Source organism: Ruminococcus sp. J1101004sp1_RTP21198st1_B9_RTP21198_201120, from assembly GCF_040924245.1.
GTDB classification, from domain to species: domain Bacteria; phylum Bacillota; class Clostridia; order Lachnospirales; family Lachnospiraceae; genus Blautia_A; species Blautia_A faecis.
Window position 1 is genome coordinate 25,938 of record NZ_JBCOMI010000013.1, and the last position, 14,871, is coordinate 40,808.

Consider the following 14,871-nt stretch of genomic DNA (forward strand, 5'->3'; position numbering starts at 1 on the left):
ATGGCAAAATCTTAGTTGAGGGTTACCATTCACTCCGTGTTACTGTTCACTCCGTTCACAGTAACGCGCTTCGCGATGCACAGAAATCATGCATTCGCATGATTTCGCGCCGCAATTCTCGGGTTTTCTGTGAACTTTGTTCACAAAAAACGCCTCGCGGAACGTTACCAATGAACAGTAACCACTCCGTGACCAGTAACAGTTGATGCACACTTTCAAAACTCCCATATAGGCATATGCACAATTCTTCTCCCATCTATTACAGCAATCACTTTCACAGTATTTTCCTTCGCTGTAATCGGCTGGTCAAATATAAGGGTATCCCCCTCCTGGTGCCAGAAAATCTCATCACCATTTAAGTTCAAAGACAGAATTGTAACATCCTGCTCACCGGTAGTTCTTATAACTTGTATTTCAGGATATTCATTTACAGGGACTGTTTCTTCGTGTACAAAACGTATTGTGCTATTTTTATTATCATTTATGTTATTGTTTTTATTTGTGTTTTCATTTTTTTCTCTATTTTCATCATTTTTGTTATAGAATCCAAGTCCATGAGATATCTTTGTCATTCCTACTGCTGTAAAAACCGTGCCGGCTCCTGTGAGCTTCAAATGCTCACTGGTATTTTCTTTTTTAGGACTTTCCGTAATTTTTGCTTTGGACCTATCTGCTTTTTTCCGATCAGTATTCTTTGTTTCTCTGGCAGTAATCCTGCTTTCACTTATATTTTCATCTGCTGCGGTATCTTCTGACTTTTCTTCTTTGCTTTTTGAGCTATCCTTCTTTACACGGGGAGTGTTTTTTGTAGTATTGCTTTTAGACTCAGTTCCATTGGCACTGTTGTCTGCATTTATATTCGTTTTCTCATTCTCTGCGTTTTTGTTTGCCGATGAGGCTGCCGTGACACTGTTTTCTTTCTTGTTTTCTTTTGGTCTTCTCTCAGAACCCGCAGCTTGAGGTTTTTCCCAGCCCTCTTTATCACCTGTGTTGTCACCGTTCTCAGTTTTCGACAAGCCAGCTCCCGCGTTGCTATTACTGTTATTGTTATTATTGTTATTATTGTTGTTACTGTTATTATTGTTGTTACTGTTATTATTCCCGCTGTTGTTATCGTTACTGCCGCCGCTATTGTGACTGTTATTATTACCGTCATTTTCTATGTCATTACTGCTATTACCGCTATTCGCGCTGTCATTATTGCTGTTGTTATTACTTTCATTACCATTACTGCCCCCATTTTCTTTCTGCTCTGGCTCCGTAGTTTCCTGATTTCCTTCAGCCTCCTCCCAATTATCAAATATACCTTCATCAGCACCAATATCGATATCAAATCCTCCAAATTCTCCACCATAAGTGTAAAGTATACCAACTTTGGTAATAAGTAAAATCACTGTCACCATCAGATAAATTCCAGGTTTCCGAAAGTTATTCCAGATGCTGTGTGAATATATACCTTTTCGATTTGAATTTTTCGCAATTTTTCTCCTTATGCTTCTCCATCTTTTCATTTTCCCTCACCTGTTTCACTTTCCATCTGTTTTTCCCAGATTTCAACGCTCTTACAATCCGTCCCATCTGCCTTACTGCTTCTGTATAAAACATAAAGTCTCCTGCTGGAATTCTTCTGACCTCTTCGCAAAAGGAACAGTCCATATTTCCCATACCCTTCTGCAAATTCCGGCGCATACAACAGCAGCTGCTCATAATACACGGCTGCCCGTTCCCACTCTTTCTGAAGTTCCGCATTTACCGCCAATAATAAAAGCAATTTTCTCTGCTCTTCATCTTTCGTATATTCTTTTTGCAGTTTTTGCAAAGCACTTTCTGCATGCTCGCATTTTTTAAGAAGAAATTTATCTGCTTCTTTGTCTGTACTTTTTTTATCCGCTTCTGCTGCAAATTTCTTTGACAACGAAGAAGACTCATTTTCCTCTATCTCGTAATATCCTTTCGTTACTTCTGCCAATGCACTTTCGAAAGCTGCCTGCTGCTCTGATCCTGCAAGAAATACACCTGCAGCCAGCAAAATCCCCGTAGTTCCAATCACCACCGCTGCATTTTTTCTGGCAAGCCCTTTTCTTTTTCCTATACCAGAAAGCATTTTTCTTGCCTGTGCCGCATTTTCAAATCGTCTTTTCCCCTGAGGCCGGGTACATTTATAGAGAAACAAAGCAAATCCCGGAGCTTTCCACAAAACGGATAACCAGTTTTTTCCTGCCAGCGCCTGTAATGTTTTTCCCAAAGCATAAAGATCACTGGAGCTGTTTACTTTTCCCTCATATTGTTCTGGAGCGGCAAAGCCTTCTGTTCCCATACAGATCCGCTGATTTTCTCCAAATCCAAACACCGCGCTCCCAAAATCCACCAGATACAATTTGCCCGAATCTGAAAGCATAAGATTATCCGGTTTCAAGTCCCCATAATATACCGGCGGTTTTTGCCCATGAAGATATTCCAGAACTGCAAGCACAGTGTCTCCGTAGGAAAGAAGCTCATCCACTGCAAAAACATGTCCCTCCTTTAACATCTGTCCAAGGGACTTTCCACGAATATATTCCATGATCAGATAACAGTGATCTCCATTTTCCACATAATCTACCATCCGTGGAATGGATGGATGTTCCAGAAGCCGCAGCAGTCTGGCTTCACGCTTTTTCTCAAGGGGAAGTTCTTTTACTGCCCAGTAATTTCCAAGCTCCATATCCCTGGCAAGGTACAAATGCCCCTCCCCACCTGCGCCTACCTGCTCCAGGATACAGTAACGCATTTTCAAGATCATACCTGTAAGATTGATGATAATCACCTCTTTTTCATAAAAACATGTAACTATTTTCAATAACAAAAATGAGACAAAACACGCTTCAAGGTCTGACGCAAGCACAGGCTTTAGAGCGTGTTTGAAAAAGGCTTTCTGCAAGATGTGCGTCACAATTTGTGGGAGATTTCGCCCGGATGAGGGCGCCGTAGTGGGCTACGGCAACTGAATTCAGGTGAAATCTCCCGCAAAGTGGGGCGTGCAGATTGCGGGAATGATTTTTCAAACAGGCTCTAGCTCGTTGTCTGCATAAATTAAGTGAATACTGTCGGCGATCTCCGGCAAATGATAAATATAAATAAGATAAAAAATTAGTGATTATGAAATGTCCGCTATTCCGAAGCGCGATTGAAAAAGCTTCGAATCAGACATTTAAGAATGTAATTAGAATTATAACATTTAAAGTCCACTGTGAAAAGCACTTTATAAAAATTTTATAAGTGCTTTTCACAATCTCAAATTAAATCTGAATCGTCTTTCCCAGTTCTGCGGACGTTCTGTGTGAAATGGAAATAACGGTACGATCCTTTGCCACACGTTTCAATGCAGCCAGAACAGCTTTCTCTGTCTCCGCATCCAGGTTTGCAGTGATCTCATCCAGAAGAAGCAGTTTGGGCTCTGCCACTGCTGCCCTGGCGATGGATAGCAGCTGCCACTGTCCCTGGGAAAAAATCTCCGGGGTGCAATAAGTATCGTAACCATTTTCCAGACTCTCAATCGCCTCTTTTAAACCTGTAAGCTCTGCAACAGCCTTTACCTGACGCTCAGAGATCCGGTCATCATATAATGTAATCTGGTCGCGTACGGTTCCCGGCACCATGTGAAAAGTCTGCTCTACGTATCCAAAGAGTTTCCGTCGTTCTCCAGCCCTCACAGCCGTTGCCGGAATGCCGTGGAGCAGTACCTGTCCCTGATCCGGCTCATAAAGTCCAAGAAGCAGCTTCAATATCGTACTCTTTCCTGCACCAGTTCGTCCGAGTAGAGTCACCTGATCGGTATCCATCACCTTGAAATTCAGATGTTCCAGCACCACATGCTCATCATAGCCGAAGGTTACATTCCGGAATTCTACAAACGGAAAACTATTACTGCCAGAAGCTCCCAGTCTGTGCCTTTCTTCCATATCAGCCATCGCTTCCTTTCGGCTAATCTTTTCATTTCTGTTTTCTTCTATTTTTGTTGCCGGATTATTCCAGGTTTTCTCGGTATCTCCATTCTCCTGTGCGCCATTTTCTTTCTCCTCCAGCCCAAAGAATTCATTAATCCTATGGATTCCAGCTACCGCGGACTGGATGGTCTGAATCTCCATTCCAAGACTTTCCACCGGCGAAAAAATCTGTGAAATATAGTTGATCACAGCCACTGCAGTTCCCGCAGACATTCCAAAAAACGTGAGCACCATCTTATTTCCAGATGCTGAAAGCAGCATCACAGCTGCAACCACGACTGCATTTAAAATCAAGATCACCGGTGAATATACTGCATCATAAAAATTGGTTCTCTCCATTGCCTGGTAACTTTCACCGATGTAAGTGTCGTAACGCTCTTCCATATATTTTTCCCTGCCAAGGCAATGGATGGTACGGATATTATGAAGGGTTTCCGGCACATGTCCAGAGGCTCTTCCCACAGCCTTACGGTTTTCGATCTGGGCTGCCAGCATGTTTTTCTGCACATGTCTGGTAAACCAGAAAAGAAATGGCAGTATTACAAGAAGCACCACAGCGAGACCCTTATTTTCAAACCAGATCACCACCAGAATACTGATAATCTTGCAGGCGTCAGCAAACATACTGATGATCCCTGAGGTAAAAAGATTTTCCACAGTATCTACATCACCAACAAAGCGTGAAGCCAGAGTTCCAGGTTCCAGCCCTGTCAGTTTGTCAGAAGTAAGGCATATGAATTTTTCCATAAGGCTGCTTCTAAGTGCATGTGTGATTTTCTGCCCAAATACGGTAAGCAGACCTTCCCTGGCAGATTCCATGAATCCGGTAAGTGCAAGCATTGCAAAATAAAGGAAAATCACCCAGAATGTCACGGCTTTTCCCGCTGTGACTGTATCTACGATTTTTGCCAGGATCAGCGGCGGGATAAGAGCCGTTACCACTGCGCCTGCTACAGCAAAGACAATACCCATAGACAGCCATTTCTGCTGCAGAACTGTTTTCCAGATCACACCTTTTACCTGTCTTTTTTTCGCTTTTGCAATTTTCCCTTTTCCCTTGTTTTCTACCGGAAAAACATTTGCATCTGACCTTCTGCTCTTTTCCAAAATCATATTTTCTTCTGATTTCACGTTGTTCTTATTTCTGTCTGTCTTCACTCTCTGCACCTCCTTCCTCAGTAAATAATTTCTTATACTCCGGTACCTTCACAAGTAATTCTTCATGCGTACCCACCACTGTTTTTCCATCTTCCATCCAGATGATCTGATTCATCTGCGGAAACAGATACAGACGGTGGGAAATCAGCAGCACAATATTCTCTTTCGCCTGTGCTTTCAAATTGGCAAAAATCTGTCTCTCGGTGCTCTTATCCAAAGCCGAAAAAGGATCATCCAGAACCAGAACTGGCTTTTTGTGGCAAAGAGTTCTTGCAAGAGCCAGACGTTTTCCCTGTCCGCCCGAAAGACGTACGCCACCATTTCCTACCAGAGTCTGTAAACCATCATCCATCTCATTTACTTCTTCTGCCATGCAAACCATTTTCAGGAAATCCTCTGTCTTTTTCTGTTCACCCATAAGCACATTGTTTTCCACGCTGTCGTTAAACAGCTCCGGATCATGACCAAGATAGCCTATGATATTCGTCTGCCAGGATTGGGGCATATTCTGAAGCTCTTTGCCATCCACAAGAATCTGACCTTCATATGGATACTCGCACAAAAATACTTTTCCCAAAGTAGACTTTCCGCAGGCCACTGGTCCGGTAATTCCGATCATCTGCCCTTTTTCAGCCTTGAAGGAAATATCCTTCAGAATCTGTTTCCCATCCGGATAAGCAAAATTCAGATGACGGACCTGCAATTGTTTTACGTTCCTGTAACGAATTTCTGACTGGGCTATCTCTAGCTGAGATAGTTCCTTCTGCGACAATGTTTCTTCTGCATGTTTAGCAGACACATTTTCGATCTTTTCCACTTTCCCATTTTCCAGAATTCCAGACACATTTTTCTCACTCTTTGGAATTTCTTCCTGCTTTGTCAAAAGCGGCTTAATACGCTTCCAGGAAATCTGCGCCTTGTGCACTGCATTAAACAGCTTCGCTGCACTGGATGACTTCACGGACAGCTTCACAAAACATGCCAGGAAAGTAGTAAAAGATGCAATCGTCCATGTGCTCCAGCCTGTTCCCAGAACATTTTTCTGTCCAAAATACAGGATAAACAGTACCCCGGTCATGGAAATGATCCGGTACAAAGGCGGCATGATGGAATTCCAGATATTCGCTTTTACTGCTGACTTTTCATAAGCGGTAAGATTTTCTTCATATGCCTTGCGGCGATCCTCTTCACATCCAAAAACACGGTATGTAACAGCATTTTCCGCCCGATCCAGAGTCGCTGTACTTAAATGTCCAGACTGCTCTTTGTATGCAGTTCCGGTTATCTGGATCATTTTTTTCATTTTTTCCGCCGTCATATAAGAAACCGGCGGGAAAATCATGCAAAGCAAGGCAAGCCTGAAATCATACCACAAAAGCATTCCTGCATAAGCAGCCAGGGCAACTCCTGTATCAAAAATCTCCGTAGTGAATTTACGCATTCCCTCTACGCAGTCATCCACATCCAGTATTGCCTTGGTCATAATGCTTCCCTCCCCCTCTTCCCGAAGGCTTGCACGACTTTTCCGCACCAGACTAGCATACAGGATTTCTTTCATTCTGCGATTTACATTGTTGGCAAAACGCCGCACATAAAACCTCTTGATATATCTGGCAGTCTGGACAATTGCAATGGCGGTCACATAGCCCAGCACCAGAACCAGCATATCTGAAAACTGGTCAGCCCCTTTCAGGATATCCACCAGGCAGCCGGTCATTTTCCCCTCAAACCAGGGACCTGCCAGAAGGCCGATATTATAGATCAAACCGGATATAGTCACTGCCAGAAGCACTTTCCATTCTTTCTGAAAATAGGAAAACACCCTGTCCGGCAGAAAATTTGTATGATGTTTCGCTTTCATCTGACATTTCCTTTCTGCCTTAAAGCATAACGATACAAAAATGAGACAAAACACACTATGTAAGCTTTACCTCTTATCACAGCAGCCGTCAGCGTCTCATGCAGGCATGAACCTGGTCACGTCGCTTGCGTAAAGAAAAAGGGAGCTGCTCACTTCCAGTTTTTCCAGAAAGTGCCACAGCTCCATACCACAGACCATGCCCTCATAATCTGCTTATTCTTTTATTACATCTTATCCGGTGCCTCGAATCCAAGAAGATCAATACTTGTCTCAAGCACTCTCTTGGTCAGCTGCAGAAGACGGATATAGGATTCCTTCTGCGCCTGATTCTCTTCACTGAGGATCTTGGTCTCATGATAAAAGCTGTTGAATGCATTGGAAACCTCATAAATATATGCACAGATTTTATGCGGAGCTTTTTCCTCAAATGCACTCTCGATCATGCTTCCAAATCCACTGAGCTGAAGCATCAGGTTCTTCTCGCTGCCGTTAGATGCCGGAAGTATCTCACCTGCTTCAAGGTTTCCGCCTGCTTCCACATAACGGTTCAGGATGGATTTGATACGAACGATTGTATAAAGGATGTACGGACCTGTATTTCCCTCGAAAGAGGTGAAGCGGTCTACATCAAAAATATAATCCTTGGTAGCCTGATTGGAAAGATCGCCATATTTAATTGCTGCCAGACCTACAATCTTAGCAGTATCTCTTGCATCTTTATCACGGACACTTCTGTTCTCTACGATCTTTGTGAACATTTCCTCATCAATATCGGCAATCAGGTTCTCAAGGCGCATAACACCGCCCTCTCTTGTTTTGAACGGTTTGCCATCTTTTCCATTCATAGTACCGAAGCCAAGGAAGGAAAGCCTTGTGTCTTCTTTCACAAGACCGGTCTTTCTTGCGCAGCGGAAGACCTGGATAAAATGAAGCTCCTGACGTTTGTCAACAACGTAAAGGATCTCATCTGGCTGGAACAGCTTCATACGCTCTACAATTGTGGCAAGGTCTGTAGTAGTATAAAGAGATGCTCCATCTGATTTCAGAAGCATACATGGCGGGATTTCCTTGGTATCGGTCTCCTCTTTAACGTCTACAACAAGCGCTCCCTGATCCTCATATGCAAAGCCTTTTTCCTTCATCATCTCTACCATGTCCGGAATGTAAGGCTGCGCATCAGACTCTTTTTTCCACAGATCAAAGGATACGTTCAGATTCGCATAGTTTCTCTTAAGGTCTGTAACAGAAACACTCATAATGTGGTTCCAGAGAGCCATGTACCCCGGCTTACCCTGCTGAAGAAGATGAGTTGCCTCCAGTGCTTCCTGACGGTATGCCTCATCCTCCTTGGATTTGCCGCTTGCACATGGATAAATCTCCTCAAGCTCACTGATAGTAAAAGGTGCCTCTGCAGGATATTCACCTGTATAGCTGTCATCAAAATATACAAGCTCCGGCTGTCTGTGCTTCAGCTCTGTAATGATCAGTCCCATCTGAAGTCCCCAGTCACCAAGATGAACATCACCGATCACCTTATGGCCTACGAAACGACCGATTCTCTTAATACTTTCACCAATAATTGCAGAACGGAGATGACCTACATGAAGAGGTTTGGCAACATTCGGTCCGCCGTAATCGATTACGATGGTCTTCGGCTCTTTGGCTGTGTCTGCACCAAGCTTCTCATCCTTCTCCATCTCTTTCAGATAATCTGCAAGAAACTCTTCGCTGACTTTCAGGTTGATAAATCCGGGCTTTACCATTTCTTTCATGGAAAATACTTTGGAATCTGCCAGATTGCCCACTACGTCATCTGCGATCATAAATGGTGCTTTCTTATAAGCCTTAGCTCCCGCCATGGCACCATTGCACTGGTATTCGCAAAGGTCAGGACGGTTGGAAACGCCTACTTTACCGTAGGATGAATCGTATCCTGCTTTTTCAAATGCTGCAGAAAGCTCTTCTGCCATGTAGTCTGTAAGTTTTTTCATAAATCCTCCTAAATTTTCTTCTCAGAGAGAATACTTCTGTTTTCTTCTGAATTCGTTCCGAAAATATATATTCTATTTCGGAATCTTTTCTAAAAAAATCAATTCTTTTCAATTACTATCTATAGGTGACATCCAAAACTAATGTTTAAAAACTATAGCCATTTCTTAGCTTCTATGCAGTTACTTTCTTAGAACATGCGATTGCAAGAGAACCATATCCAATATGGCATGCCACACTAAGTGACAGCGGATCCATATGGATTTCCATACCAGGAAAGATTTCCTGCATCTCCTGCTTCCACTCTTCTGCCTCTTCTGGATTACCTGTGTAAGCAGCCTGAAGACACATTTCTCCATTCTGGACAAACGATGCAAAACGTCCCTCAAAATCTGCCTTCATAGCCTTCAGCATAGTACGTCTGGCCTGCTTCTTGCCTCTTACCTTGGCAAAAGCATCCAGCTTCTCACCCTGGATCTGCAGTACCGGCTTCAAATTCAAAACGGTACCGATTGCAGCTGCAGCAGGTGTGATTCTGCCGCCCTTTTTCAGATATTTCAGGGTTTCCAAAGTGATATAAATACTGGAATTGAATTTCTCTTCTTCCAGGATCTTCTTAATTTCAGCTCCGTTCTTACCTGCATCGCGGAGGGCGATTGCATCCTCCACAGACTGACGCTGGGTTACAGAAATTCGCTGATTATCAACCACATGCACCCTGCCCTCATACTCCTGGGCAAGTCCCATAGCAGTGGCGCAGGTAGCGCTAAGTCCGCTTGACATGGGAATCTGTACGATCTCATCATATTCCTTCAAAAGATTATCCCACAACCCCATAGTCTCTCCCGGACTTGGCTGGGAAGTGGAAATGGAAGCATCTTCTTTCAGCCACTTATAAAATTCTTCCTGGCTCAAAGTAATTCCTTCCAGATACATTTTTTCATTAATAAAAAAAGGCATAGGAATAACAGACACTCCAAGTCTGCGTCCTTCCTCCTGTGTAATGCCGCTGTTACTGTCCGTTACAATGGCAATCTTACTCATTCAATCTCTCCTTATCTCATAAAAACTCATGTTGCTGTTCACTCCGTTCACAGCAATACGCTTCGCGAACCTTGCCAATGAACAGTAACAAACTCGCCGCTGTCCTGCCTTTTCTTCTGGCAGCTGGTTCTTTTTTCCCAGTAAACAGCGACTGTAAATCTTCTTTCCCTATTCAGGGTCTTAAAGTCTATTATAATACCTGCGCTCCAGTCTGGCAAACACTTTAAAGAAAAGTCTCGAAAAAAAATGTACCAAAATATTTCTTCATCTGTAAAATTCTTTTGGCAAAAAAGAAAAAAAGACAGCCTACACCGCCCCTATAAGCAGTGCTGCTGCCCCACATTTTATAATACAGCCAATTCCGCTCATCAGCCGCTCCGCCTGCGCCATAGTTTTCGGGAACACGATGTACCAGCGGAAAGCTTCCATTGTTTTCCGGAGCTTTGCAGACCAGAAAGAGAAATCTGACCATTTGTCCGGCAGCCAGCTCTGGGGAATATGGGATAAAAGCCTTACGCAAAAAAAGAGGCCGATTCCCCACAGTAAAATTCTAATAACGAAGCAACTGCATTTTCTAAAATCAATTTTCTTTTCTCTATTTCTTTGAATTCCATTTTCCCAGGTTCCGCGCTCTATCTCATACAGCCACCTGGAAACAGTTCTTATAAGCATTACAAGAAAAGCCACTGGAAACCAAGGCAAAATCACATCCAGCCAGCTGTCATCCACTAATATTCCAGACAGTCCGTTTCCCATGAGAAAATCAGATGCAATCCCCTCCAGATTCTGACCTTTTTTCCCTCGGAGCAGAACCTGAGTACAAACCAGATTTTTTTGCAACGGACGGATAAGGATCATATGCTGATTCCAGGATACCACGCCTCGCACTTCGTAAATCTCCTCTCCCACAGTCAACTGACTTCCCGCACAATTTTCACTGCCGAAAAGCTCCAGGGCTGTGTCTTTATCGATCACGCATCCGGTTTCATCATTCTCTTCTAATAAAGCGGCCTGTCGGTCGTACAAGGCAGCCATTCCCACAGCGCCTGTCACCCGGGCATTTGTCTGTCTGAAATCCTCTGAATTCGTAACCACCTGAACTCCTCCATTCCACACAAAACAGAAATCTTTAATCTCATCACCACTTTGATAATTTTCCCAGATCTGCTTCGCCTGGTTTACTGTGGGATAATTTCCATACAGTTCAACCACCGCTGTATCTGTTTTTCCCACCTTCACATAATCTTTCATTCCAGAATAAAATAAAAAGGAGGCCAGCAATGCTGTCATAATTATTCTCATATATTTAAAAAAATAATTCTTCTTTTTACTTTCCATGCTAATTTTCAGAAATTCTCACCCTGCTTCCATCCTTCAGTTCCCTGTCTGCCTGGACGATCACAGCCTGATCCGTAGAAAGGATTCCCTCACCCAATGCAGCAGTTGTCTGGTTTTTATCCTGCACAGTAACTTCCACTTTTCTTGCAACCATTACCGTTCCAAGCACTGTATTTTCTGTGTCTGTAACATACACATAGACCTTTCCCTCCTCCGAGTACAGCGCCGAAAGCGGAACGCAGCAGGAATAAGGTCCAGCATCTTTTGATATGGAAAAATCTCCGCTCTGACCGATGGACAGACTGTCCGCCGGCATTATGATGGACAGGTCACGAATATCATTATCCTCCTTATTTTCTGTTATATTTTCCACTGTTGCGCCAGAAATATCATTATTGTTATTATCTGTGATTTTCACATCTGCACCGGCAGATACATATTTTATATCTTCTTTTGAGATGGTACCAGTCATTCGCAGAGCACCATCGGCTGAATATAAAACTACTGCTGCAGTCTGTCCTGTAAGGTCTCCGGTTTGCACAGACAGACTTTTGATCACACCGTCAGAAGGAGACGAAATCACTCCTTCTGTACTTTGAAGCACTGTGACCTTTTCCATATCTGCTCTGGCATTTTCCAGTTCTCTTTGTAAGTTCTCCAAGGTACTGTCTGAAGCCTCCGGCGTACTGGCATCAGACACTGCTTTTCCGGCACTTGCCAAAGTCTGATTTCTTCCCGCGATCACTTCATTTAATGCTTCCTGTTTGGCTCGCAGATCATCCTGAAGAGCAGTTTCTGTGACGGAATCGTCCTCCTGTGTTGCAATGGTCTCACCATCATTAAACCCTTCCTCTCCATCTGTAAATCCACTTAAATCGTCTCCGGAAGTCTTCGCCTCTTTTTCCCGATAAAATTCGTCAATCCGCTGTTGGGCTATCTGAACTTCCGCTCTTGCATTATCCACAGAAACATTTCCGCTTTGCACAGCCAGATCGTAAGAGTTTCCAGCCCATGCCTGCTCCGCTGCACGCTTCTGGCTGTTCACCTTTTTCTGGCTTTCCAGATCCTTTTCCTGTCCTTCCAGAGTTTTTACTTTATCGTCCAGATTCTTCAAAGCCGCCTGAATACTGTTCTGGGATAGCTTCAACAAAATATCCCCTTTTTTCACAGTCTGCCCTGCATGTACCATCACCTGCTCCACCTGCAGATTTTCCAGTACAAACACCGCCACTTCCTGACTACCCTCCACTTTTCCAGAGCCTTTCACCTCATGAGTGATCATCTGATTTACCGGGTTCTTAGTCTGGATCTGTATCACATTTACAGAATCCGAAACTCTTGACAATATGGTAAAAATCAGCATCATTACAAAAAACAGGCAAGTTGCCTGAATTAATTTTTTCTTCATGTCAAACTCCCATTCTGTTCCTGAACATATTTGTAAAACACTCTGCATTCTAACTATTTCTTTTAAATTCCATTGACAATATATTTTATCAAACTGTCGTTTTTTTATCGTCACTTTCCAGTTGTTTCTCTTTTTATTCTTTTACCGCCGTAGAGACAATTCCCTGCTCCAGATAGTCCTGTCCGGACAAAAATACCAGAACTGCCGGGGCCAGCGCCACCACAGAGGCCGCAAATGCAAAACCTGCCTGCTCCAACTCAATATTAGGCAGGTACAAAGACAATGGCCACAATTCTTTTGTTTTCAAAAATACCATCGGCTGTTCGATCAGATTCCAGTATTCCAGAAAGCCAAGTACGATGGCAGAAATGACGCCAGGTGAGCCCAAGGGGATGGCAACTATAAAAAACAGTCTAAGCTCACCTGCACCGTCAAGTCTTGCCGCTTCCAGAAACGCCTGTGGAATCCCTTTGAAAAAGCGGTACATAATAAATATGGGGAATGTAGAAAAAACCGCTGGGAAAATAATCCCCAAAAGCGAGTCAAGAAGCCCAATTTTATCCAGCACCAGATAATTGCCGAGAAGCATAACCTGAAACGGCATCATCATCAGCGCAATATACAAAGTAAACAATATATTTTTCCCGGGAAAATCAAATTTGGCAAATCCCCAGGCAGCAGGCATTCCAACCAGAAGCCCGCCAGCGAGGGCACCAGCGGTAATCTTCACCGAGTTCCAGAACATCACGAAAAATTCCGGTGAATCCAGCAATACTTCCACATAATGTTTCAGAGTCGGATATTCCGGAAACAGCTTCCAGGAAGCATATCCTTTCGCCCCCTCCTGCAGCACTGGAAACAGCAGATCCGTAAGCTCATTTTTTCCCATAAGAGAACCAACTGCCAGAAATAAAATGGGAAATATAAAAATCAAAGCTAAAAGTACAAGAAAAAAACAAGTTATCTTTTTCACTTCTTACTCCTCTCTTTCCCATGCTTTTTGCAGTAAAAGTACCAGTACCATGATCGCAATTCCGGTAACCACTGCCGCAGCCGCCATCTTATCCATGGCCAGGTCTCTGTACCAGTTATTGAACAGATGCTGTAGAAGATACATGTTCTCCTGTGGATAATCTCCTGCGACCAGATAAGCCTCCCGGAATACTTTGAATCCATTCAGCAGCGACAGAACTACAATGGTAAAAAGAGAGGGCAAAAGATTGGGCCAGGTAATTCTGGTAAAGCATTTCCAGGCACCTGCTCCATCCACCTTTGCTGCCTCATAAAGAGATTCCGGGATTGTGGAAAGGCCTGCCAGCCACAGTACAATGTCATACCCTAGATTTCTCCAAATATAACTGATCACCAGCACCCAGAAGGAAGCCTTTGTATTCAACCAGTCTATACTTTTCAACGACAGCATTTCCAGAAAATGGTTCAAAAGTCCCTGTCCATTAAAGAGTACTTTCCATATAATTGCCACAGAAGCAACTGGAATAGCCATTGGAAGCAGAAATGCTGTTTTCATCAGCTGCTTCTGATTTTCCCCAAGTCCGTTTAACAGGACAGCAGTTGCCAGTGACAAAACCACCAGTAACGGAATACAGATTCCGAAAAACCGCAAGGTATTTTTCCCAGCAAGAAGAAATGCCTGATTGGAAAATATCATCTGATAATTCATAAATCCAGTAAACACTCCATTTAAAGCTCCAAAAAAAGATCTGCGGATCACATCCACATAAGGAAGCAGCCAGAATACACAGACTCCTGCAAAGCTAGGGAGAATAAATAAAATCCCTTTCAGGGCATGTTTTCTTTTCAAAAAATTTCCTCTTTTCTATCTTTCATTCAACATCATAAAAATAGCAGAGGAATCTCTATTCTTTCTCTAAAGCGTGTTTGAAAAAGGCTTTCTGCAAGATGTGCGCCACAATTTGTGGAAGATTTTGTCCGGATGAGGGTGCTGTAGCGGGCTGCGGCAACTGAATTCGGGCAAAATATGCCGCAAAGTGGGGCGTGCAGATTGCGGGAATGATTTTTTCAAACAGGCTTTAGAATTAATTAGAGAAATTTTAGAGATTTGCGTA

Annotated in this window: 10 protein-coding genes and 4 pseudogenes; 2 read left to right on the top strand and 12 right to left on the bottom strand. The window is 43.3% G+C overall.

Annotated features, from left to right (window positions below):
• Window positions 1-215: 215 nt before the first annotated feature.
• The 3 genes and pseudogenes from AB5618_RS10500 to AB5618_RS10510 form a co-directional block, all read right to left on the bottom strand.
• On the bottom strand, window positions 216-1,511 hold the full coding sequence (locus AB5618_RS10500; protein WP_173770082.1) for a hypothetical protein: 1,296 nt from the start codon (window positions 1,509-1,511) through the stop codon (window positions 216-218).
• Window positions 1,508-2,806 carry a serine/threonine-protein kinase gene (locus tag AB5618_RS10505; RefSeq protein WP_148461903.1) on the bottom strand — a complete coding sequence of 433 codons (1,299 nt, stop codon included), beginning with the start codon at window positions 2,804-2,806 and terminating at the stop codon, window positions 1,508-1,510. Before AB5618_RS10505 ends, AB5618_RS10500 begins: the two co-directional genes overlap by 4 nt.
• Window positions 2,807-2,864: 58 nt before the next feature.
• A pseudogene (locus tag AB5618_RS10510) lies at window positions 2,865-2,984 on the bottom strand (DUF6783 domain-containing protein); the annotation flags it as partial.
• Between AB5618_RS10510 and AB5618_RS10515 the strand changes: the two are divergent.
• Window positions 2,934-3,071 (top strand): annotated as a pseudogene (locus AB5618_RS10515) (DUF6783 domain-containing protein). The pseudogenes AB5618_RS10510 and AB5618_RS10515 overlap by 51 nt on opposite strands.
• A 207-nt stretch (window positions 3,072-3,278) precedes the next feature.
• On the opposite strand, the gene AB5618_RS10520 reads toward AB5618_RS10515, so the two are convergent.
• The 9 genes and pseudogenes from AB5618_RS10520 to AB5618_RS10560 form a co-directional block, all read right to left on the bottom strand.
• Complete coding sequence (locus tag AB5618_RS10520) at window positions 3,279-5,144, bottom strand: ABC transporter ATP-binding protein (protein WP_330602488.1); 1,866 nt, start codon at window positions 5,142-5,144, stop codon at window positions 3,279-3,281.
• Entirely contained in the window at window positions 5,125-7,005 is a 1,881-nt protein-coding gene (locus AB5618_RS10525; RefSeq protein WP_148461905.1) for an ABC transporter ATP-binding protein, read from the bottom strand. The genes AB5618_RS10520 and AB5618_RS10525 overlap by 20 nt, the downstream gene beginning before the upstream one ends.
• A gap of 224 nt (window positions 7,006-7,229) precedes the next feature.
• Complete coding sequence (argS, locus tag AB5618_RS10530) at window positions 7,230-8,996, bottom strand: arginine--tRNA ligase (protein ID WP_118579438.1); 1,767 nt, start codon at window positions 8,994-8,996, stop codon at window positions 7,230-7,232.
• 172 nt (window positions 8,997-9,168) lie between these two features.
• Window positions 9,169-10,038 (bottom strand): DegV family protein, encoded by an 870-nt coding sequence (locus tag AB5618_RS10535; RefSeq protein WP_148461906.1) that lies wholly within the window; start codon window positions 10,036-10,038, stop codon window positions 9,169-9,171.
• Window positions 10,039-10,344: 306 nt separating this feature from the next.
• Window positions 10,345-11,328, bottom strand: a complete 984-nt coding sequence (locus AB5618_RS10540) for an ABC transporter permease (protein ID WP_148461907.1) — start codon at window positions 11,326-11,328, stop codon at window positions 10,345-10,347.
• Between the two features lie 49 nt (window positions 11,329-11,377).
• Window positions 11,378-12,784: an HlyD family secretion protein gene (locus tag AB5618_RS10545; protein WP_178090605.1), complete on the bottom strand. Its 1,407-nt coding sequence runs from the start codon at window positions 12,782-12,784 to the stop codon at window positions 11,378-11,380.
• Window positions 12,785-12,917: 133 nt separating this feature from the next.
• The gene (locus AB5618_RS10550) at window positions 12,918-13,757 is read right to left on the bottom strand and encodes a carbohydrate ABC transporter permease (protein ID WP_256144551.1); all 840 of its coding nucleotides are present in this window, start codon (window positions 13,755-13,757) and stop codon (window positions 12,918-12,920) included.
• Window positions 13,758-13,760: 3 nt separating this feature from the next.
• The gene (locus tag AB5618_RS10555; protein ID WP_148461909.1) at window positions 13,761-14,606 is read right to left on the bottom strand and encodes a carbohydrate ABC transporter permease; all 846 of its coding nucleotides are present in this window, start codon (window positions 14,604-14,606) and stop codon (window positions 13,761-13,763) included.
• Between the two features lie 32 nt (window positions 14,607-14,638).
• Window positions 14,639-14,764: pseudogene (locus AB5618_RS10560) on the bottom strand (DUF6783 domain-containing protein); the annotation flags it as partial.
• Here AB5618_RS10560 and AB5618_RS10565 point away from each other — a divergent pair.
• A pseudogene (locus tag AB5618_RS10565) lies at window positions 14,705-14,839 on the top strand (DUF6783 domain-containing protein). The pseudogenes AB5618_RS10560 and AB5618_RS10565 overlap by 60 nt on opposite strands.
• The last annotated feature ends 32 nt before the right edge of the window (window positions 14,840-14,871 follow it).

Excerpts from the sequence above, each read along its gene's own strand:
- AB5618_RS10540 (WP_148461907.1), bottom strand. The coding sequence starts at position 11,328 with ATGACAGCATTGCTGGCCTCCTTTTTATTTTATTCTGGAATGAAAGAT.
- AB5618_RS10535 (WP_148461906.1), bottom strand. The coding sequence starts at position 10,038 with ATGAGTAAGATTGCCATTGTAACGGACAGTAACAGCGGCATTACACAG.
- AB5618_RS10525 (WP_148461905.1), bottom strand. The coding sequence starts at position 7,005 with ATGAAAGCGAAACATCATACAAATTTTCTGCCGGACAGGGTGTTTTCC.
- argS (WP_118579438.1), bottom strand. The coding sequence starts at position 8,996 with ATGAAAAAACTTACAGACTACATGGCAGAAGAGCTTTCTGCAGCATTT.
- AB5618_RS10545 (WP_178090605.1), bottom strand. The coding sequence starts at position 12,784 with ATGAAGAAAAAATTAATTCAGGCAACTTGCCTGTTTTTTGTAATGATG.
- AB5618_RS10500 (WP_173770082.1), bottom strand. The coding sequence starts at position 1,511 with ATGAAAAGATGGAGAAGCATAAGGAGAAAAATTGCGAAAAATTCAAAT.